Source organism: Terrimonas pollutisoli (assembly GCF_029360765.1).
In the GTDB taxonomy this organism is placed as follows: Bacteria; Bacteroidota; Bacteroidia; order Chitinophagales; family Chitinophagaceae; genus Terrimonas_B; species Terrimonas_B pollutisoli.
In genome coordinates, this window is sequence record NZ_JARKNA010000002.1 from 182,152 (window position 1) to 202,110 (window position 19,959).

At 41.1% G+C, this 19,959-nt stretch carries 19 protein-coding genes; 6 read left to right on the forward strand and 13 right to left on the reverse strand.

What is annotated here, in order from left to right; all coding sequences use genetic code 11:
• Positions 1 to 30 precede the first annotated feature (30 nt).
• Positions 31 to 1,368, forward strand: coding sequence for a murein hydrolase activator EnvC family protein (locus tag P2W73_RS04800; RefSeq protein ID WP_276500858.1), 1,338 nt, complete (start codon positions 31 to 33; stop codon positions 1,366 to 1,368).
• Positions 1,369 to 1,417: 49 nt separating this feature from the next.
• Here P2W73_RS04800 and bshA read toward each other — a convergent pair whose 3' ends face one another.
• Positions 1,418 to 2,536, reverse strand: coding sequence for an N-acetyl-alpha-D-glucosaminyl L-malate synthase BshA (gene bshA / locus P2W73_RS04805; protein WP_276500859.1), 1,119 nt, complete (start codon positions 2,534 to 2,536; stop codon positions 1,418 to 1,420).
• A 156-nt stretch (positions 2,537 to 2,692) separates the two neighbouring features.
• Here bshA and P2W73_RS04810 point away from each other — a divergent pair, with 156 nt between their 5' ends.
• The gene (locus P2W73_RS04810; RefSeq protein ID WP_276500860.1) at positions 2,693 to 4,087 is read left to right on the forward strand and encodes a M20/M25/M40 family metallo-hydrolase; all 1,395 of its coding nucleotides are present in this window, start codon (positions 2,693 to 2,695) and stop codon (positions 4,085 to 4,087) included.
• Positions 4,088 to 4,169: 82 nt separating this feature from the next.
• Positions 4,170 to 4,682 (forward strand): hypothetical protein, encoded by a 513-nt coding sequence (locus P2W73_RS04815; RefSeq protein WP_276500861.1) that lies wholly within the window; start codon positions 4,170 to 4,172, stop codon positions 4,680 to 4,682.
• 51 nt (positions 4,683 to 4,733) lie between these two features.
• Here the strand turns inward: P2W73_RS04815 and argH are convergent, their stop codons facing one another.
• The 9 genes from argH to P2W73_RS04860 all read right to left on the reverse strand — a co-directional run bounded on the left by argH (position 4,734) and on the right by P2W73_RS04860 (position 14,461).
• Positions 4,734 to 6,065: an argininosuccinate lyase gene (gene argH / locus P2W73_RS04820; protein WP_276500862.1), complete on the reverse strand. Its 1,332-nt coding sequence runs from the start codon at positions 6,063 to 6,065 to the stop codon at positions 4,734 to 4,736.
• Between the two features lie 165 nt (positions 6,066 to 6,230).
• The gene (locus P2W73_RS04825) at positions 6,231 to 7,301 is read right to left on the reverse strand and encodes a M20 family metallo-hydrolase (protein WP_276500863.1); all 1,071 of its coding nucleotides are present in this window, start codon (positions 7,299 to 7,301) and stop codon (positions 6,231 to 6,233) included.
• The gene (argB, locus tag P2W73_RS04830; protein ID WP_276500864.1) at positions 7,294 to 8,079 is read right to left on the reverse strand and encodes an acetylglutamate kinase; all 786 of its coding nucleotides are present in this window, start codon (positions 8,077 to 8,079) and stop codon (positions 7,294 to 7,296) included. Before argB ends, P2W73_RS04825 begins: the two co-directional genes overlap by 8 nt.
• Entirely contained in the window at positions 8,072 to 9,043 is a 972-nt protein-coding gene (locus P2W73_RS04835) for a Rossmann-fold NAD(P)-binding domain-containing protein (RefSeq protein ID WP_276500865.1), read from the reverse strand. The genes argB and P2W73_RS04835 overlap by 8 nt, the downstream gene beginning before the upstream one ends.
• Positions 9,044 to 9,045: 2 nt before the next feature.
• Positions 9,046 to 10,206 (reverse strand): aspartate aminotransferase family protein, encoded by a 1,161-nt coding sequence (locus P2W73_RS04840; protein WP_276500866.1) that lies wholly within the window; start codon positions 10,204 to 10,206, stop codon positions 9,046 to 9,048.
• Positions 10,207 to 11,379 carry a DUF1343 domain-containing protein gene (locus P2W73_RS04845; RefSeq protein ID WP_276500867.1) on the reverse strand — a complete coding sequence of 391 codons (1,173 nt, stop codon included), beginning with the start codon at positions 11,377 to 11,379 and terminating at the stop codon, positions 10,207 to 10,209.
• Between the two features lie 3 nt (positions 11,380 to 11,382).
• Positions 11,383 to 12,432, reverse strand: coding sequence for an N-acetyl-gamma-glutamyl-phosphate reductase (argC, locus tag P2W73_RS04850; RefSeq protein ID WP_276500868.1), 1,050 nt, complete (start codon positions 12,430 to 12,432; stop codon positions 11,383 to 11,385).
• 67 nt (positions 12,433 to 12,499) lie between these two features.
• Positions 12,500 to 13,720, reverse strand: a complete 1,221-nt coding sequence (locus P2W73_RS04855; protein ID WP_276500869.1) for an argininosuccinate synthase — start codon at positions 13,718 to 13,720, stop codon at positions 12,500 to 12,502.
• An 18-nt stretch (positions 13,721 to 13,738) separates the two neighbouring features.
• Positions 13,739 to 14,461: a GNAT family N-acetyltransferase gene (locus tag P2W73_RS04860; RefSeq protein ID WP_276500870.1), complete on the reverse strand. Its 723-nt coding sequence runs from the start codon at positions 14,459 to 14,461 to the stop codon at positions 13,739 to 13,741.
• Positions 14,462 to 14,768: 307 nt separating this feature from the next.
• On the opposite strand from P2W73_RS04860, the gene P2W73_RS04865 reads away from it, so the two are divergent.
• Positions 14,769 to 15,197, forward strand: coding sequence for a hypothetical protein (locus tag P2W73_RS04865; RefSeq protein WP_276500871.1), 429 nt, complete (start codon positions 14,769 to 14,771; stop codon positions 15,195 to 15,197).
• A gap of 322 nt (positions 15,198 to 15,519) precedes the next feature.
• Here the strand turns inward: P2W73_RS04865 and P2W73_RS04870 are convergent, their stop codons facing one another.
• Together P2W73_RS04870 and P2W73_RS04875 are read right to left on the reverse strand one after the other, a co-directional pair.
• Complete coding sequence (locus P2W73_RS04870) at positions 15,520 to 16,224, reverse strand: SAM-dependent methyltransferase (RefSeq protein ID WP_276500872.1); 705 nt, start codon at positions 16,222 to 16,224, stop codon at positions 15,520 to 15,522.
• 1 nt (position 16,225) lies between these two features.
• A complete protein-coding gene (locus P2W73_RS04875; protein ID WP_276500873.1) occupies positions 16,226 to 16,972 on the reverse strand; it encodes an EI24 domain-containing protein in 747 nt (248 codons plus the stop codon).
• A gap of 119 nt (positions 16,973 to 17,091) precedes the next feature.
• Between P2W73_RS04875 and P2W73_RS04880 the strand changes: the two genes are divergently transcribed.
• On the forward strand, positions 17,092 to 17,697 hold the full coding sequence (locus P2W73_RS04880; RefSeq protein WP_276500874.1) for a DNA-3-methyladenine glycosylase: 606 nt from the start codon (positions 17,092 to 17,094) through the stop codon (positions 17,695 to 17,697).
• Positions 17,698 to 17,828: 131 nt separating this feature from the next.
• Positions 17,829 to 19,280, forward strand: coding sequence for an SLC13 family permease (locus P2W73_RS04885; protein WP_276500875.1), 1,452 nt, complete (start codon positions 17,829 to 17,831; stop codon positions 19,278 to 19,280).
• Positions 19,281 to 19,289: 9 nt separating this feature from the next.
• On the opposite strand, the gene P2W73_RS04890 is transcribed toward P2W73_RS04885, so the two are convergent.
• On the reverse strand, positions 19,290 to 19,907 hold the full coding sequence (locus tag P2W73_RS04890; RefSeq protein WP_276500876.1) for a hypothetical protein: 618 nt from the start codon (positions 19,905 to 19,907) through the stop codon (positions 19,290 to 19,292).
• Positions 19,908 to 19,959 lie beyond the last annotated feature (52 nt).

The following is a 19,959-nucleotide window of genomic DNA, read 5'->3' on the forward strand; positions in this document are numbered from 1 at the left end:
AACCCTGTTTGCTAATCCAAACTTCTGAACATGCACAAATTATTGTTTACAGTCCTGGCATTTTTGGGAATTACCGGCTTTGTTGCAGCACAAAGTTCTGATAAGGCTGAATTGGAAAGAGAAAGAAGAGAAATACAAAATGAGTTGAAAGAAATCCAGGGAATGTATAATAAGGTGAAAGGGCAAACAAAGCAATCCCTTGGACAGTTGAATATGCTGGCGAGGAAGATCACATTGCAGGAACGCTATATCGCCAGTATCAATAAAGAGATTCGTTTCATCGATGATGACATCTATCGGAGCAACCTGGAAATTTATCGGTTGCAAAAACAGTTGGATACGTTGAAGTCAGAATATGCCAAAACAATCGTGTATGCATATAAGAACCGAAGCAGTTTTGATTATGTAAATTTTATTTTTTCCGCCAATAGTTTTAATGACGCTATTCGCCGGGTGGCTTATCTTAAAAGCTACCGGGCTTACAGGGAGCAGCAGGTAACTACTATTAACGAAACGCAACAGTTGATCGCCAAACGCCAGGAGCAACAATTGGGAAGAAAGCAACAGAAGAGTACAGCCCTGCAATCCCAGACCACGCAACGCAATGAATTGGCGGAACAAAAGAAAGAAAAAGACAAAGTTGTGACGGATTTAAAATCACAAGGGAAAGATCTGCAGAAACAAATTGCAGCAAAAAAGAAACGTGACCGTGATCTCAGGAATGCCATTGCCGCAATTGTAAGAAGAGAAATCGAAGCGGAAGCAAAGAAAGCCAAGGAAAAGATGGCAGCTGAGAAGAAAGAAAGAGACAGGATCGCGGCCGAGAAAAAGAAGGAACTGGCAGCAGCAAGTCCCACTAGCCCTACCACTACACCAGCCGCAACTCCTGCAAAGCCTGAGGTGGCAGAAAAGAAAGTGATTAGCTATCTGGAAGTGGATGCAAAAGATATTGCTCTTGGGGCTGATTTTTCTAACAATCGTGGCAAACTGCCATGGCCGGTTGATAAAAAAGTTGTACTGATACCATTTGGGCGTTATGAGGTACCTGGTTTTGAGAAGATATATGATGATAATCCCGGTATCACAATTGGAACACCCGCCGGCTCACCGGTAAAAGCTGTATTTGATGGCGAAGTAATAGCCGTCCATAACTATGGCGAAGCTGCGGCCGTCGTTGTTCGCCATGGAAAATATTTTACTTCCTATGGTAACCTGTCAGCTGTAAATGTAGGTAAAGGGGCTACCGTTAAGACAGGTCAGACAATCGGCCGTGCAGGAGATGCTGATGACGGATCGGGCGGCCAGATCAATTTCATGTTGATGATCGAAAATAAAAATGTAAACCCGGCCGGATGGTTGCGTCGTTAAAGAATAAATTGAAAAGTAAAAACTCCCTGTTTGGCAGGGAGTTTTTTATTTAAAGAAATCGTTCGTATAATTTTTCGTAAACCGGAATGATATTGCTGATATCATATTTTTTAGCATGTTCAGCGGCATTAATTTTAAATCTCTTCAGTACATTATCATCGGTCAAAATATCCAAAGCATACTTACTCATCGTTGCTACATCACCGATGTTGGCCATATAGCCTGTTTCACCCTGTATCATTATTTCTTTTAAACCTCCGGCGTTGGTTGATACTACCGGAACGCCAGCGGCCATAGCTTCCAGTGCGGCTAAACCAAAGCTTTCATAATCCGAAGTCAGCAAAAACAGATCAGCAATGGCTAAGATGTCTTCCATTTGTTCCTGCTTACCTACAAAGCGAACATCATCGCATACACCCAACGTGCGACTTAGCTCTTCCGCCATCTGTCTTTCAGGACCATCACCTACAAACAATAATTTTGATGGGAGTTGCTTATGCACTTCGTGAAAAATCTTCACCACGTCCTGCACTCGTTTTATTTTTCTGAAGTTGGAAGCATGTAATAAGATCCGCTCACCATTGGGAGCTATTACTTTTCTAAAGGCATCGATCGGTTTGCGGGTGAAACGTTGCACATCTACGAAGTTGTAGATTACTTCGATTTCTTTTTCAATTGTAAACGTTTTATTCGTTTCGTCTCTCAGGTTCGCTGATACTGCTGTGATAGCGTCACTTTGATTAATAGAAAAAGCGACGACGGGGGCATACATTTTATCACGACCAACAAGAGTAATATCGGTCCCATGTAATGTGGTAATAACCGGTATTTGCTTACCCTCTTTCTCTAAAATGCGTTTGGCCATATAAGCAGCCGATGCATGCGGGATGGCGTAATGAACATGTAAGAGGTCGAGGTCATTATTTTTTATGACATCAACCATGGTACTCGCCAATGCTGTCTCGTAGGGAGGATAATCAAACAAAGGGTAAGTAGGCACCTGCACCTCATGATAAAAAATGTTTGGAATAAATCCATTCAACCGGACAGGCTGCTGGTAAGTAATGAAATGAACCAGGTGGCCTTTCTGGGCAAGGGCTTTTCCCAATTCTGTAGCTAAAACACCGCTGCCACCGAACGTAGGATAGCAAACAATTCCAATTCGCATAAATTATAAATTGCTTATAACAACCCTAAGGTAACAGTTTTTGTAGCAGGAAGGTTTACCGTTCAACTTAAATATTTATTTTTAATGCTTGTCTGCCGTCAGGCAGGTTTTTAATTAACCGCCTAAATCAATTTCAGTTAGAAAAATTTCAAATACATGAGAGGCATATTATTTTTCTGTATCCTTTTAGCGACAAATTTTGTTGTTTCCGCTCAAAAAGAAGACTCATTGATGATCCGTCGTATTGCTGATGAGATCTTATTAAATGGTAAAGCGTATAACAATCTACATTATCTCACTAAACAAATTGGCGCCAGGTTGGCCGGATCGCCCGGCATGGTGAAAGCTGAACAGTGGGGATTCAAAATAATGCAGGAAAGTGGTGCGGAAAAAACCTGGTTGCAGGAATGCATGGTTCCGCATTGGATGAGAGGCGGAAAAGATGAAGCCGGGGTATTAAATTTTCAATCATCGGCAAGTGGCGTTGGCTCTAATAAAATGACCCGCAAACTGGACGTAGTTGCTTTAGGCAATTCAGTAGGTACAGGTCCGAAAGGAGTTGTTGATAATGTGGTGCTGGTAAATTCATTTGAAGACCTGGAGAAAAAGAAAGACCTGGTAAATGGAAAAATTGTTTTTTACAATTACAAATTCAATGATGCTTATGTTAATACATTTTGGGCCTACCGGGATGCAGCCAAATACCGTAGCCAGGGTCCAAGTCTGGCTGCAAAGTATGGTGCTGCAGCAGTAATCATTCGCAGCATGAGCAATAGTGTTGACAACAACCCGCATACAGGTGCGACCAATTATGACTCCGGCTATGCAAAAATGCCGGCCGTTGCAATTGGTTTAAGAGATGCAGATTGGCTCGCTGCCGAACTGGAGAAAAGACAGGTGACAGTGTATTTGAAGACAAATGGGAAAATGTTGCCGGACACCATTGGGCATAATGTGATTGGTGAATTGACAGGGTCTGAATTTCCTGATGAAATTATAACGATCGGTGGCCACATTGATAGTTGGGATAATTGTGAAGGGGCTCATGACGATGGCGCAGGTTGCGTACAAACGGTGGAAGTGTTGAGGGCATTTAAAGCGATCGGCTACAAACCAAAGAGAACGATACGCTTTGTGTTGTTCGCCAATGAAGAAAACGGGCTGCGTGGGGGTGTCAAATATGCTGAAGAGGCGAAGGCAAAAAATGAGAAGCACGTTTTTGCGTTGGAAAGTGATGCCGGTGGTTTTACACCGAGGGGATTTGGGTTTACTTTATCAGATGAGCAGTTTGCTAAAGTAATGCAGTGGAAACCATTGATTGCGCCTTATGGTGCAGGTGATTTTGTAAAAGGAGGTGGTGGCGCTGACATTGGCCCGTTAAGCCGCACATTTGGAACACCGGTGGCAGGGTTGAATCCGGATACACAACGATATTTTGATATCCACCATGCCCGTAATGATGTGTTCGAGAATGTAAATAAACGAGAATTGGAGTTAGGTGCGGTAAATATGGCAGCATTGATTTATTTGGTGGATAAGTATGGACTTTAAAGACTGAGCGAAGTTTTGTTGCTACAAGCTTTCAGAGTAGGCGTTGTAAGTTAAGAACTATTGACTTAAATTCTTATTTCAAATGAACAGTACTGCATTTAGGGAGCTTGGGACGTATCTATTTTTTATATTATTGTTGATTGCGATTATTCTCTATTTTTTAAGGGTTAAGAAAGTTTCTCTTTTCTTCTTAGTGTTATCAATTTTTATCGGGGCTGATTTAATTTTTTCACCTATAACTTATGAGAAGGAAACCAAGAAGCATAACAAAGAGATTTCAGGAGTTTACAAGTTAAGCTATGTTGATACGACAGCAATTTTTCATACCATGAATCTTAAAGTTTCTGATTCATGTAAAATGATTTTATCAAGGGATGAAAAATTTAGGGTAGAAAACTGTCCAGAATTTATCGTAGATTCAGTTGGAACGTGGACATGGTGCAGTGATGAAAATTATTTTGGTGTTTGTTTTATGAATTTAAACGATCAACCAATTAATTCACTCAGATCAGATATTCCCTATAAGAAAATTCAAATAAGTAAAAATTTATTTGGTATTACAAGAACGGTTTTAGAATTTACCAGGCCGGAATAATAGGTGCCGATTACTTTTAAAACTTTTCGATTGCTAGTGGTAGCAACAGAATTATTGGAGTAGGTTCTTCATAGATTTTTCTATGTTTTCAAAAGGAAAACTAGTGATGATGGTTTCCATCTGTTTTTTTATTTCTTCCGTACAAAGATTGCCGATACTCCCTTCATGGGTATGATTGATCGCGGTGGTATAGGTAAAGTTGCCTGATTCAATATTCATCCCAACCTGTTTGTATGCATCACGGAAGGGGATGCCTGACAGCACCAGTTTATTCACTTCTTCGACACTGAAAAGATATTTATATTTTTCGTCGGTTAGAATGTCAGTGTTTATATCAATATTTGATAACATCAGCCCTGCCATTTCAATACAATCCTTCAGTTGTTTGAATGCAGGGAATAAATGTTCTTTTAATAGTTGCAGGTCGCGGTGATAACCGGAAGGCAGATTGGTGGTCATCATTGTTATTTCATTGGGCAATGATTTGATGCGATTGCAATGGCTGCGTATCAATTCAAATACATCCGGGTTTTTTTTATGCGGCATGATGCTGCTGCCCGTAGTCAGCTCTGCAGGGAAACTGATGAAACCAAAATTTTGGTTCAGGTAAAGACATGCATCCATGCTAAGTTTAGCCAAAGTATCAGCTACGTTGGCCAAAGCCTGGGCAACAATTCTTTCGGCTTTACCTCTTCCCATTTGCGCATAGACTACATTGTAGTTCAAGTCCGCAAAGCCCAGCAATCTTGTTGTCATCGACCGGTTGATAGGAAAAGAAGAACCATAACCTGCAGCTGATCCCAGCGGATTTTTATTCACCACATCATATGCAGCCCTGATCGTGACCGTATCATCCACCAGGCTTTCGGCATAAGCACCAAACCATAGGCCAAAAGACGAAGGCATGGCCAATTGTAAATGCGTATAGCCCGGGAAAAGATATGCTTTATATTTTTCACTTTGGGTTTGCAACAAATCGAAAAAAGGCTGAATAATTTTTACCAGTTCTTCCAATTCATTGCGAAGAAAAAGTTTTACGTCAACCAGGACCTGGTCGTTGCGGCTGCGGGCAGAATGAATTTTTTTCCCGACATCACCCAGCTTTTGCGTCAATAATAATTCAACCTGGGAATGAATATCCTCCACATCATCCTGCAACCGGAAATCGCCGTTTTGTATCTGCCTGTAAATGTTTTTTAGTTCAGCCTGTAATTGACTGAGTTCATCCTTAGTCAGCAAGCCAACCGATTCCAGCATGGCTATATGCGCCAATGAACCCTGCACGTCAAAAGCTGCCAAATACATATCCATTTCCCTGTCTTTACCAACAGTGAACGTTTCTACTTCCTTCAGGGATGCTTTATCTTTTTGCCAAAGTTTCATACGTAGATAGTTTCCAGTTTCCGGTTACTGGTTCCCGGTTTCTTTATCCGAAAAGTCATTCCAGGTATTTTCAACCCGGAGGATGAATTTGTTTATTTTCGTACTCTGTATTTCACACTGGTTATAGTTCCTTGTACGGGCAGACAGGAAACTAGTAGCAGTTAACTACACCAGTTCTTCCACCAATTTTATATACGTTTCTATTCCTTCCTTTATCTCGTCGATGTAAATATATTCATCAGCAGTGTGACTTCTTGCTGAATCACCAGGTCCCATCTTCAAGGTGGAAAAGGGCATCAATGCTTTGTCGGAAGTAGTAGGTGAACCGTAATAACCTCTGCCTAATTTAATACCTGCTTTTACCAGTGGATGATCTAAGGAGATGGAAGTAGATTTCATCCTCGTTGTACGCGGCTTGAACTTGCTTTTCAGGTTTTTTTGCAACGCATCCAGTATTTCGTCAAAAGTATACAACTCATTTACCCGTACATCGATCACAAATTTGCATTGAGAAGGTACCACGTTGTGTTGCACATTTTCCGTAGAAATGACTGTGACAGTAAGCCTTGACTCGCCCAGCAACGGACTCACTTTTTCAAACTTATAATTGCGTATCCATTCAATATCATCCACCGCTTTGTACAAAGCATTTTCACCTTCGTTGCGTGCAGCATGTCCGGAACGTCCTTCAGCCGTACAATCTATTACCATCAATCCTCTTTCAGCAACGGCCATTTCCAATTTGGTTGGTTCGCCGACAATGCCACAATCAATTTTGCCGAGATAAGGTAATACCAATTCAATACCATTGACACCACTTATTTCCTCTTCAGCACTTGCTGCAAATACAACATTATATTTTGTATCCTTCCTGTCATAAAAATGGCGGAATGTTGCCAGCAGCGACACCAGGCATCCGCCAGCATCGTTGCTACCCAGGCCGAATAATTTTCCATCTTTTTCAAAGGGGCTAAACGGATCAAACGTGTAGCCTTTATTGGGCTTCACGGTATCGTGGTGGGAGTTGAGCAAAATGCTGGGTTTGTTGGCATCGTAGTATTTATTTAATGCATAAACATTGTTCCCAACCCTTGCATGCTCAATTTCTTTTGAACCGATAAACCGGCAAAGGATCCCGGCTGTTTCATCTTCTTCTTTGCTAAAAGAAGGAGTGGCTATTAATTCTTTCAACAGGTTGATAGCATCGTCCTGTAATAGTTGCAGATTGTTACTCATTTACAATAGTTGTTCCGGATGAACCGCTTATTAACTCACTTAGATTTTCAGCTTTACCAATGATCACTTTTTTTACGCCGCTGTTCAGTGCCGTGAAAGCATTATCCAGTTTAGGAATCATGCCTGCGAAAATTTTTTGCTTTGCCTTTAGTTGTTTGTAGTAGGTTGGTGTGATTTCTGAAATGACGGTGCTGTCGTCATCAGCATTCAATAACACCCCACTTTTGTCAAAAGAATAGATCAGGCTGACATCAAAATGATCACTCAGCCCTTTTGCTAATTCCTGTGCAATGGTATCAGCATTGGTATTTAATAAAAGTCCCTGCTGATCGTGGGTGATAGGTGCAAAGACAATAGCAATATTCTGATCAAGCAGGCTGGTGAGCAAACCTGCATTAATAGCATCTACATCACCAACGAAGCCATAGTCAAGAATCGGGTGCTTTCTTTTATGGGCCAGAATAGCATCGCCATCAGCGCCGCAAAGACCCATCGCATTGCATTGATTGGCCTGCAGCTGTGCCACGATATTTTTATTGATGTAGCCGGCATACACCATCGTTACGATCTTTAATGTTTCCGCATCGGTTATTCTTCTGCCATCGACCAATTGTTGTTCGACACCTAATTTTTCCGCCAGCCTGGTAGCTAATTTTCCGCCACCATGCACCAATATTTTCTTTCCTTCAATAGAGGCAAAATTTTTAAGAAATGATGAAAGCACTTTTTCATCATCAATGATATTGCCACCAATCTTTATAATAAATAGTTTATCCATTTGATCGTAATATCTCTGAAAGTACAGCTTGTGCCGCCCATACCCGGTTAGATGCTTCCTGTGTAACAATACTGTTTTTCCCGTCCAGCACTTCATCACTTAATTCCACATTTCGTCTTACCGGCAGGCAATGCATCACCTTAGCATTGTTGGTTAGTTCCAACTTTTTATTGCTTAGCATCCAGCGGGGATCGCTTTCATAAATTTTTCCATAGTCATTAAAGGTGCTCCAGTTCTTTACATACACAAAGTCCGCATCTTTCAATGCCTCATCCTGGTTATGAGTAATAGTAGCGCCTTTGGTGAATTCTTCGCTGAGCTCATAATCTTCCGGGTGAGTGATTACAAAATCAGCCTTGCCCCATGCATTCACCCATTGCGAAAAGCTATTGGCAACACATTGTGGTAAAGGTTTAACGTGAGGTGCCCATGTCAATACGACCTTGGGTTTACCCCCAACCCCTAAAGGGGAGTTCAGAAGATGCTCCTGGATAGTGATGATGTCTGTTAAACTTTGAAGTGGGTGCAATGTTGCACTTTCAAGGCTCACCACCGGTATGCCTGCATATTTAATAAATTGCTTCATGTACAACTCGCTGTAATCATCTTCCCGGTTTTTCAAAGATGGAAATGTGCGGATGGCCAGTATGTCAAAATATTTTCCGAAGATAGGAGCAGCATCTTTCACATGTTCCACTGTATTTCCACTCATGATCGCTTCTTCTTCAAACTCGAGTTGCCAGCCTTCGCTTCCCACGTTGAAAACTATAGCTTCCATTCCCAGGTTTTGTGCTGCAATCTGTGTGCTCAGCCTGGTGCGCATGCTGGGATTTAAAAACAGGCAACCAATTCTTTTATTGGTACCAAGTGTTTTATCCTTGAACGGATCTGATTTATAAGTTAAGGCCTGTTTTACTAAAGTGCTGATGTCCTTTACATCATGAACGGAAATAAAATTTCTCATCTTTAATGAACGGGGGTTGGAGTGGGAACCAGTTTTTGTATTTCTTCTTTTAATGATTCAATAAATTGTTCAGCATCTCTTCTTTTCAAACCCAGCGAAGGCAATAAACGAATTACATTGGGCTTGGCCTCACCGGTAAATATCTTTTGTTCCCACAATAAATTTTTCTTCAGGTCCTTCAAATCTTCCGGAACGTCAAAACCGATCATCAATCCCCGGCCACGAACATTTTTTATTTCGGGTATTGCATTCAACTCATCTCTCAGGTATTTACCAACCATCACCGCATTGCCCATCAGCTTTTCTTCTTCAATTATTTCCAGCACAGCCAGTGCTGCAGCGCAGGCCAAATGATTGCCGCCAAACGTAGTACCCAGTTGAAAATGCTTTGGCTTGATATGTGGTGCAACAATAATTCCTGCAACGGGAAACCCATTACCCATGCCTTTAGCCATACTGTAGATATCAGCATTTACGCCGGCGAAGTCGTGACTGAAAAATTTGCCCGATCTTCCATAACCACATTGTACACTATCGGCAATATAGACAGCGCCATATTTATCGCAAAGGCTACGGATTTTTTTCAGAAAACTTTCTTCTGCTACATTAATGCCACCAACGCCCTGTATGCCTTCGATTATTACTGATGAAATTTCCTTGCCGTTTTTCGCAAAACATTCTTCCAGTGCATTCCCGTCATTAAATGGAAGAAAGATCACATTGTCGGTTTCATTAACAGGGGCGACATAATTTTTATTATCAGTTGCTGATACGGCTAAAGATGTTCTGCCATGAAACGCCTTATTGAAAGCAATGATCTTCTTTTTGCCATTGTGAAAAGATGCAAGCTTCAATGCATTTTCATTAGCCTCTGCGCCGCTGTTGCAAAGAAATAACTGGTAATCTGTTTTGCCAGATACTTTTCCCAATTTCTCAGCCAATTGCTGTTGCAATGGGATGCGTATGGAGTTGGAATAAAAAGCAATCTTTTCTAATTGCTCTTCAATACGTCTTACCCAATGCGGATGAGTATGTCCGATACTGATCACGGCATGTCCGCCATAAAGGTCAAGGTACTGTTCGCCCTTATCATCCCAAACATAAGAGCCTTTGGCCTTTACAATAGTAATTTCATTGATGGGATAAACGTCAAATAAATTCATTTATTTAATTTTCAATTGTTGCAAAGAGGGTTTATATACCAGGAAGGGTGAAGCTTCTTTGATCCACGTGGCTTCTTCGTCCTGTATTTTTGTTTTTACTTCTTTCCATTGTGACTTATTGTCAAAATAGTCCAGTATCAGCTGATCGCCGGTAAGTAATTCAATCGCTGTTTTATCATTAAACGCTTCATACTTCCCCTCTATCCAGCCAAACTCGGGCGTTTTTTCTTTGATATACTTAATTAGTCGCAGGCTGTGAGAAAGTGAATGATATTTTTTTTCATTATTCAGCATCAGGTGAAGCCCGCTGCAGGTCTTATTCGCATGTTTGTGAAATGCCGGGATAAATTTTGTAGGTCTTATTACTACATGCTTATTAAAGGTCGGGTGCCCGATATCGTTCCAGTCTTCCAGGAATATCCAATCCAAAAAAGGAGATCCGATCAATTCAAAAGGCAACGTGGTTCCCCTGCCTTCACTGATATTGGTGGCTTCCCACAAACATTGGCCACTATAAAGTGAACAAACCTGTTGTGATGGAATATTAGGTGAAGGAGAAATAAATACATAATCCTTTTCACGAATCGGATCGATGATCAGCTCCCAGTCGGCTTCCAGTTTATTTTTAAAATAACGGCACAACTCCCCAATTGTAAGACCATGCCGGTGAGGCAGGCCTTCCAATCCAATGAAAGATGCATGTGATTTCGGCATTCTTGTTCCTTCTACATGCCGGCCGGCGGGATTCGGTTTATCGAGAACAATAATTTTTATTTCGAGATGATGCAGTGTAATCGATTTTAGCAATAACCAGATGGTAGTAATAAAAGTGTAATAACGGCTGCCGGTGTCCTGCAGATCGATAATTAATGTATCAATTCCTGCGAGTTGCTGTGCCGAAGCAGTTAATGAAGTTTCATTGCTACTGTATAGTGATACCCACTCAACTTTTTCGGAAAACTGGCGATAAGCTGAAGTGTTATCTAGTTTTTCCTGGTCCTGCAGTTCCCCAAAAAGCCCATGTTCAGGGATAAAGACTTTTTTAAGCAGTCCTTTTCCAATCAGCCATTGGAAAGAATATTTTTTAGAAGAAAGATGCCAGGCTGTTTGATTGCAAACTAATCCTATCCGGCTGCTTTTTGTAATAATATTATGTTGCAGCAGATATTTCATTTGCTAAAAACCTTGTGGTTTTAATTTGAGGCCCGCAGTTTCATCGAGACCGAAAGCCAGGTTCATATTTTGTACCGCTTGTCCGCTGGCGCCTTTTAATAAATTATCACTCGCAGAATGCACTACCAGTTTACTGCCCACCTTCTCCAGTTGTATAACGGCCTTGTTGGTATTTACTACCTGCTTTAAGAAAATAGGATCATGACTAATATGGGTAAACGGATGGCTACTATAAAAGTCGGCGAATAATGCTGTCATCTCTTCCAGGCTCTGTTCGCAATGAATGGTCGAGCTTACAAAAATTCCTCTCGTGAAATCGCCCCTCCAGGGTACAAAGCTAAGCTCAAGATCAGAATCGGGTTGCAATTGCAATAGTGATTCGCCAATTTCACCCAAATGTTGATGGGTAAGCGTTTTATAAGCCTGTATATTGTTGGCCCTCCAGCTAAAGTGTGAGGTAGCCGATAATGATTGTCCCGCACCGGTAGATCCGGTAATGCCTGTTGTATAAATTTCATCCAGCAAACCAGCCTTTGCAAGCGGTAACAATCCTAACTGGATGGTAGTAGCAAAACATCCGGGGTTGGCAATATTGTGAGCTGAGCGGATCTTTTCCCGGTTTAATTCAGGTAAACCGTAAACAAAGTAACGATCGCCCAGTTGTGAACTTTGGACTAACCGAAAGTCATTGGCGAGATCAATGATCTTTATTTTTTCGTCAATCTTATTTTCAGACAAGAACTTTCTTGACTCTCCATGTCCTAAGCAAAGAAAGAGCACATCAATGTCATTGCTTAAATCACCGGTAAACTTCAGATCTGTATCACCAATCAAATCCTGGTGAACAGCGTGAACTGGTTTACCCACATTACTGCGACTATGAATAAAAGAAACAGTGGTATCCGGATGGTGAATCAATAAACGTATGAGTTCGCCACCAGTATAACCTGCTCCACCAATAATTCCAACTTTTATGGCCCCCTCCCGACCCCGACGAACAGTCGGGACCACCTGTGCACTAACCTCGCTTTTTATAGATTCTTTTTTTGCCATATCCTCTTTGTAAATCAAAAAAATTCAAAATTAATTAGCACCACCGCTTATCAGGGTCTGTGTTATGCTAAGCCCCTCCTTGGGAGGGGTTTGGGGAGGCCGCTTCTTTTACTAAATGATACATCATAGTTTGATTGCCAAATATGCGGCTAAAGCCTCTCACATCATTGCCGGTAAAGCCAGTGTTCATTTCACCATACTTGCCAAATTTGCTATTCATCAGGTCGTATTTGCTTTCAATACCTATTACCTGGAAACGATAAGGAAGTAGTTGAACAAATACATCACCGGTAACATTGCACTGGCTGTTTTCTAAAAATGCTTCTATATCTCTCATCACCGGATCAAGAATTTGACCTTCATGCAACCAGTTGCCGTAAAATTGTGCCAATTGATCCTTCCAGTTTAGCTGCCATTTGGTGAGCACATGTTTTTCGAGAGCATGATGTGCTTTTAAAATAACCATCGGAGCAGCTGCTTCAAAACCCACACGACCTTTTATGCCGATTATGGTATCGCCAACATGTATATCCCGGCCAATGCCATAAGGGCCAGCCATTTTTTGTAAATATTGAATGGCTTCTGACGGATGATCGAAAGAAAGCCCATTTACTTTTTTCAATTCGCCTTTTTCAAAATGTAGCACCACTTCTTCGCTGCCCGTGCTGGTGACTTGTGTCGGCCAGGCTTCTTCCGGCAACATCCCTTTGCTTGAAAGTGTTTCTCTGCCACCCACACTCGTTCCCCACAATCCTTTATTGATAGAGTAAGCCGCTTTTTCAAAATTCATGTCGACGCCTTTTGCTTTCAGGTACTCGATCTCCGCTTCACGGCTCAATTGCAGGTCGCGGATAGGAGTGATGATCTCAACACCGGGAATCATGATATGAAAGATCATGTCAAACCTTACCTGGTCGTTGCCGGCGCCAGTACTTCCATGTGCCACAGCATCAGCCTGTAATTCGCCGGCATAAGAAGCAATGTGTAAGGCCTGGCTCAGTCTTTCGGCAGAAACACTTAAGGGGTAGGTGTTATTTTTTAAAACATTACCATAAATAAGGTATTTGATAATGCTGTCGTAATAACTTTTTACAGCATTCACTGTCTTGTGCGAAGCAACGCCCAACTTATAGGCATGCGCTTCTATTTGCTTTAACTCTTCTTCAGTAAAACCACCTGTATTGACAATGATGCTGTGAACTTCATAACCTTTTTCTTCACTCAAATATTTTACACAATAAGAAGTATCTAAACCACCGCTAAATCCAAGAACAACTTTTTTTGACATCTTAGTAATTACTCGCTTTTAGAAATTGAAAAAATGATGAAACAATGCTTTCAGCTTACTGCCCCCGCTGCTGTTGTTGCTGCCCGGTTTTTCTTTTTTCAGGAAAGGCCGCAGGAGCTTCCATTGTTTAAAGCGAAGCAGGCGTTCAAAGCCTTTTACATTCTCTTTGAAATACTCCTTTGTTTCTTCGGGTTCATAATGATCCTTCGGATCAAAAAGCATGGCGGTGCACATACAGTTTTTTCTTTCCTTGCTCATCAATATGTCGTAGTTCACACAACTTTTGCAGCCAGCCCAGAAAGCTTCATCCTGTGTAAGCTCCGAATAAGTAACAGGTTCATAACCCAGGTCTGAATTGATCTTCATAACGGCAAGGCCGGTTGTCAATCCAAATATTTTTGCTTCAGGATATTTTTGACGGGAGAGGTTAAATATTTTTTGTTTGATCGACTTAGCTACACCACTCTTTCTGAAAGCAGGAGAAACGATAAGGCCACTATTGGCAACATATTCTCCATGACTCCAGGTTTCGATATAGCAAAATCCCACCCACTCGCCGGATTTGGTAACGGCAATTACAGCTTTACCTTCATCAATCTTCATTTCGATGTACTCAGGACTGCGTTTGGCAATACCTGTGCCCCGGGCTTTTGCCGAAGACTCCATTTCATCGGTAATGATAGTTGAATATTTTTTGTCATCCTGGGTAGCTACCCGAATGATGATCTCTTGATTGTCCACGTTGAAAAGAATTGAATATTGTGCGGATGACCAGTCCTGATACATTTTCCGGAGAAACATTCACTGACAGGGGCCGTGGTAAGTGGTTCGTCCTGTCAGCACTCAGGGCGGCGTCGGGGGCGACAAAAAGTAAACAGATCATAGCCTACAGCATACACACCAGTAGTAATGGGTGCATGAAATGCCATTTGCTTCGTATGTGTCAAAATATTGTTCACGTTTACAAACAAATTGTAAATTGAGACACAAATGTATAATAATAATCTGTTTAAGACGACAAATTTTTTGTTATAAATAATTACGGCTTATGGAACAGCTAAAAGCTGAAAGCAAACGAAGGACATCAGGTGTTAAGAAGGTTTTTCGAACGTTTGTTATTATTTTGATTCTGGCCCTTACAGGATACATTTACTGGAAATATTATTATCCTTATACAAGCGATGGTGTTAAATCAGGCTATTTGAATTTTGCAGTGCGTAAAGGACAATTATTTAAAACCTATGAAGGAAAACTGATACAGGAAGGTATTCGCAGCAAAACAGCCGGAGCCATCCAGTCAAATGAATTTGAGTTTTCCATCAAAGACAAAAAGATCTTCGATGTACTAAAGGTGAATAGCGGAAAGATTTTTGATCTGCATTATAAAGAGTACAACGGCGTCATTCCATGGCGGGGTAATACAAGATATATCGTAGACAGCATCATTTCGATGCGTGATCCTGAAAAAGGATATTAGTGTTATGTTAATCACAAGCTAACGTATCCACCAGGAGGCCCGGAGATTTTCAATTACCGCCTTATCATTAGAAAAAACTATTGAATTATTTTTTCTCCCTGTGTCTCAGTGCCTCTGTGCCTCGGTGGTTCAAACCATTCTTGTCATTAGAAAATTATGGAACACAGCGTCACGGAGACACAGGGGCACAGAGACGTTCACATGCAGGCTTATCACAAGTGTTATGGTAATCATATGCCGACGTATATCCCACAAAGTACTTTCTTAGTGTTCCTGGCGGCTTCGTTGGAACTGTTTACGACATAATAAACTTAACATGAGACTAGTTAGCTAACAAAAGAAATATAGCAGGTTGTTTATGAATGTCGATCTTTTCTTTTTTCCAATCAGCAACAGATTTCGTTTTTATCCATTCTTTTTCACCCGTAATATTAACCGCCAAGCAAAGCTTAGTTGAAGGTTTGCAGGTTTTCACCAAAGTTTCCAGCAATTGGTTATTTCGATAGGGCGTTTCTATAAAAAGTTGAGTGCAGTTTTTCTTTGCCGAATCAGCTTCCATCTCCCTGACGTAATGCATTCTTTGTTGATTATCGATAGGAAGATAACCTACGAACCGAAACTGCTGTCCATTCATGCCGCTAGCCATTAAAGCCAACAATATAGAATTCGGACCCACCAAAGGTCTTATCACTACATTCATTTCCTGTGCTGCAGCTACCAGCAGTTGACCAGGATCAGCAACACCAGGACAGCCGGCTTCGCTGATAATACCAATCGTTTTTCCGTCTTTCAATTTTTGCCTGAACGTTTGAACAGCTTCTTCTTCAGCTTTATGAATGGGGAACCATTCATATTCATCGATCACCATTTCTTTCCACAACTGTTTCAGGAATCGCCGGGCCGTTCTTTCATTTTCAACAAAAAATACCTGGCAATTTTTTATGGCGTCGAGCACATAGAGAGGAATGGTTTCAAGACCATTTTCGTCCAATAAAGAAGGGATCAAATAAACACTGGCGTTTTGCATACTACGTAGTTTTTACCTGGCGAACAGTTAATGTAGCTGCGATGATGGCATATGCCGGGGCGAAAAGAATCACCAAATGCATCAGGTAAAATAAGAAACCATTCGTGATGGCCAGTCCTTTATGCTTACCGATAAACTGGATGCTTTGGCTGGTAGTGTAGTTGGTGCGGGCAAAACCATAATCCAACATAGAAAAACCAAAATAATAACATTCAACTACCAATACAATGAGCGGTGTTATCCAGCCAATAATAGGAACAAGGCATAACAGAATCAATCCAACAAGATAGACGGTTTGCCAGAAGCAATTTCGCATGGCTATGTAAACACCCCTGGCTGCTTCGGATTTTATGTCGGACCAGGTTGGTGAATGATCATTATTTTCTAATATGAACTCTGTTTTTCGGCTCAGGTAAGCAAACACCGGCGATCCGATGATCAGGCAGATATATTTGAAAAATGAAAAATAGAAAAGTAATAACACCAGCCAAAGTATGACGCCGGTGAAAGTGAAAAGAAATCCCAGGAAACTGTTTTCAAATTTTTGAATCCAATTGCTCAATTGAAGAATATGCGTAATGTATTCAATGACAGCTGTAGCTGATTTGCCAAAAAAATACATGGCCGCAATAAATAAAACGGTATAAATAAGTCCGGGAATCACTACCCATTTCCAGAGCTTGTGCTGTGAAATGAAACGATGTGCCTCGGTCCAGGATTGAATAGTTATTACAATTTCTTTTAGCAAGACTTATTTTTGAGAGGTAAATATAATGGATTAAGATACAAGAGACAAGGTGCAAGGAACGAGGTACAAGGCACAAGAGACAAGATCAATGAAACTGATAACCGGTAACGAATGAAAACATGAAAAAGCTCCCACTTGATTTTTATAGAAGAGACGATGTATTGCAAATAGCCGAAGAGTTAATGGGAAAACTATTGGTAACACATAAAAATGGAATTACTACTTCCGGTCGTATTGTAGAGTGTGAAGCATACGCTGGTTTCCCGGATAAAGCATCGCATGCATTTGGCGGGAGAAGAACAAAACGGAATGAAGTCATGTATGCCGATGGTGGCCTTGCTTATGTGTATCTCTGTTATGGTATTCATCATTTATTTAATGTGGTGACGCATGAAACGGATACACCTCATGCGATTCTTATTCGTTCACTTGAGCCGGTAAAGGGAATCAGGGACATGCTGATCAGAACCGGTAAAAATGATTTAGATAACACATTGACAAAAGGGCCGGGCAATGTTTCCAAAGCATTAGGCATCCATACAAATGATACTGGCACATCGTTATTAAGCGGTACCATTTATTTGATGGACGATGGCTTTGCCTATACCAAAAATCAGATAGCAACGTCACCACGCATTGGTGTTGACTATGCGGGTGAAGATGCTTTGTTGCCTTACCGTTATTATATAAAAGGAAATCCTTTTGTGAGTGGTAAGCCCCGATAATCAATTAGTCAACGTAATCATAAACGTCAAATAGATGAGTATCGTTCAGGATTGATAATGACCTGTTGACTAGTATGTCCTCTATGACTTTTTCCTTCGAAGATTGTATCTTGAAAACCAAAATATACCGATTGTCAACAACCAACACTAAGCAAAGAACGAAGATCATTGCATTATTAGCCGGAGTCACCATTGCCTTATTTCTTTATTTCGTCAATCCTTTCCGTGTAAATGCCGGAGCTGTAAATGTATTGGCTGTTGCCGGCTTAATGATTACCTGGTGGGTAGGGGAGGCGTTACCGATGCCCGTGGTTGCGTTGGTTCCGCTTGTTCTCTTCCCCTTGTTGAAAATATCCTCAATGGAAGAAGCGGCCTCACCTTATGCCAACCCGGTTATTTTTTTATTTATGGGTGGGTTTATGCTGGGGCTTGCCATAGAAAAGTGGAACCTTCATCGCCGCATAGCGTTAAACATTATCCGGCTTACCGGCACCAGCGGTGACCGCATTGTACTGGGATTTATTTTGGCGACAGGTTTATTAAGTATGTGGCTGAGTAATACGGCTACTACTATGATGATGTTCCCCATCGCCTTGTCGGTGATACATGTAATGAAAGAGAATAATAATGGCAGCGGCAACATCGCTAATTTTTCTTTGACCATTATGCTGGCTATTGCATATGCTTCTAATATAGGAGGCATTGCTACTATCATCGGCACGCCGCCTAATGTTGCTTATGTTGCCTATATCGAAAAAAAGTATGCGTATTCCGTGGATTTTATTAGCTGGATGATGATGTGCACGCCGCTGGCTATTCTATTATTGTTCTGTTTATACTGGGTGATGGTAAAATGGCTCTTCCCTAATCGTATTAAGTCGGATATGGCCACACGGCAATTGATAAGAGATGAACTCGCTGAGCTAGGTCCTGTTTCCGTCAATGAAAAAAGGGTATTGGCTATATTTTTAGGAACTGCCTTGTTATGGATAACCAAAGATCTGATCAACATCAGTCAACCATATGTAAAGTTGAACGACACATTAATAGCGATCACAGGCGCCATTGCCTTATTTATTTGCCCGGCTAAATCCGAAAATTCAGATTCCATATTGGAGTGGCCGGATACTAATAAAATGGCCTGGGGGATTTTGCTGCTGTTTGGTGGTGGCATTTCATTAGCTAGTGGTTTAGAAAATGCGGGCCTGATGAAGCAATTGGGAGAGTGGCTTTCCCAGTTTGCAGGAGATAAGTTTATCTTATTGCTGATTGTGACGTTGGTGACGATGTTTCTTAGCGAAGTAATGAGTAATGTGGCGCAGGTGATCGTTTTCGCTCCCGTAGTTTCATCATTGGCTGACGCCATTGGCATGAATCCGCTGGTCCTGGGAATTGCGATGACACTGGCCGCCAGTTGTGCAAGTATGCTACCGATGGGCACACCCCCTAATGCCATTGTATTTGCCAGTGGTCATATTAAATTAAAGCAAATGCTAAGGGCGGGGTTTGTCATGAATATCTTAGCAGCAATACTAATTACCTTATTCTGTTGGTTTCTTTTACCGTTGCTGATGAAAATTTAGAAATGTAGCTTAATTAGTTTTCAGTGATTGGATCACTTTTATCGGCCGGTAGTCTTTTAACTTCGGATCGTACACCTCCATCTCTGTATATTTCACTGTAATGTTTTTCCGGTTAAATGCTGCCGGGTTTTCTATTAATAAATCGGAACCGTCAAAAAATTGAAACCACCAAAGCTTTTCTTCCTTGCCAGTTTTTGTTTTAACAACCAGTATGGAAAACAAATTGTTTTCGATGCGCTGAAAAACTCCGGAAACCGATTTTATTTCCTCCTCTTCTTCCTCCGAATCTTTTATTTCACTGAGGTTATTTTTTATGAATTCCACGAATTTTGGACACCCCCTTGCAGATTCCTGCCCGATCTTTCTACTAATCTTTTCATAATCCTCCTCGTTTTGTGTTGAAAGACCCCATTCTTTTTCAATTTCTTTGCTATACTTTTCTATTATGGGCATTATTAAGAGGCCAATTTCCATTTCAGCACCTTTGAATTTGGTAAAGTCCTTTTTGGAAAATTCAACACAAAAATTATTTGTCATTTTTTGCGTGAGAGTGGAATCCTGGGCATTTACCTGTTGAAATAAAATGGAAGCAAATGCTGTCAACAGCAACACAAAACATTTTTGCATACAGACAATTAGTTTAATTCGGTTTTAAAGGGAAAGATAAAAGAGAAGTTGA

Excerpts from the sequence above, each read along its gene's own strand:
- P2W73_RS04800 (WP_276500858.1), top strand. The coding sequence starts at position 31 with ATGCACAAATTATTGTTTACAGTCCTGGCATTTTTGGGAATTACCGGC.
- bshA (WP_276500859.1), bottom strand. The coding sequence starts at position 2,536 with ATGCGAATTGGAATTGTTTGCTATCCTACGTTCGGTGGCAGCGGTGTT.
- P2W73_RS04810 (WP_276500860.1), top strand. The coding sequence starts at position 2,693 with ATGAGAGGCATATTATTTTTCTGTATCCTTTTAGCGACAAATTTTGTT.
- P2W73_RS04815 (WP_276500861.1), top strand. The coding sequence starts at position 4,170 with ATGAACAGTACTGCATTTAGGGAGCTTGGGACGTATCTATTTTTTATA.
- argH (WP_276500862.1), bottom strand. The coding sequence starts at position 6,065 with ATGAAACTTTGGCAAAAAGATAAAGCATCCCTGAAGGAAGTAGAAACG.
- P2W73_RS04825 (WP_276500863.1), bottom strand. The coding sequence starts at position 7,301 with ATGAGTAACAATCTGCAACTATTACAGGACGATGCTATCAACCTGTTG.
- argB (WP_276500864.1), bottom strand. The coding sequence starts at position 8,079 with ATGGATAAACTATTTATTATAAAGATTGGTGGCAATATCATTGATGAT.
- P2W73_RS04835 (WP_276500865.1), bottom strand. The coding sequence starts at position 9,043 with ATGAGAAATTTTATTTCCGTTCATGATGTAAAGGACATCAGCACTTTA.
- P2W73_RS04840 (WP_276500866.1), bottom strand. The coding sequence starts at position 10,206 with ATGAATTTATTTGACGTTTATCCCATCAATGAAATTACTATTGTAAAG.
- P2W73_RS04845 (WP_276500867.1), bottom strand. The coding sequence starts at position 11,379 with ATGAAATATCTGCTGCAACATAATATTATTACAAAAAGCAGCCGGATA.
- argC (WP_276500868.1), bottom strand. The coding sequence starts at position 12,432 with ATGGCAAAAAAAGAATCTATAAAAAGCGAGGTTAGTGCACAGGTGGTC.
- P2W73_RS04855 (WP_276500869.1), bottom strand. The coding sequence starts at position 13,720 with ATGTCAAAAAAAGTTGTTCTTGGATTTAGCGGTGGTTTAGATACTTCT.
- P2W73_RS04865 (WP_276500871.1), top strand. The coding sequence starts at position 14,769 with ATGGAACAGCTAAAAGCTGAAAGCAAACGAAGGACATCAGGTGTTAAG.
- P2W73_RS04870 (WP_276500872.1), bottom strand. The coding sequence starts at position 16,224 with ATGCAAAACGCCAGTGTTTATTTGATCCCTTCTTTATTGGACGAAAAT.
- P2W73_RS04880 (WP_276500874.1), top strand. The coding sequence starts at position 17,092 with ATGAAAAAGCTCCCACTTGATTTTTATAGAAGAGACGATGTATTGCAA.
- P2W73_RS04890 (WP_276500876.1), bottom strand. The coding sequence starts at position 19,907 with ATGCAAAAATGTTTTGTGTTGCTGTTGACAGCATTTGCTTCCATTTTA.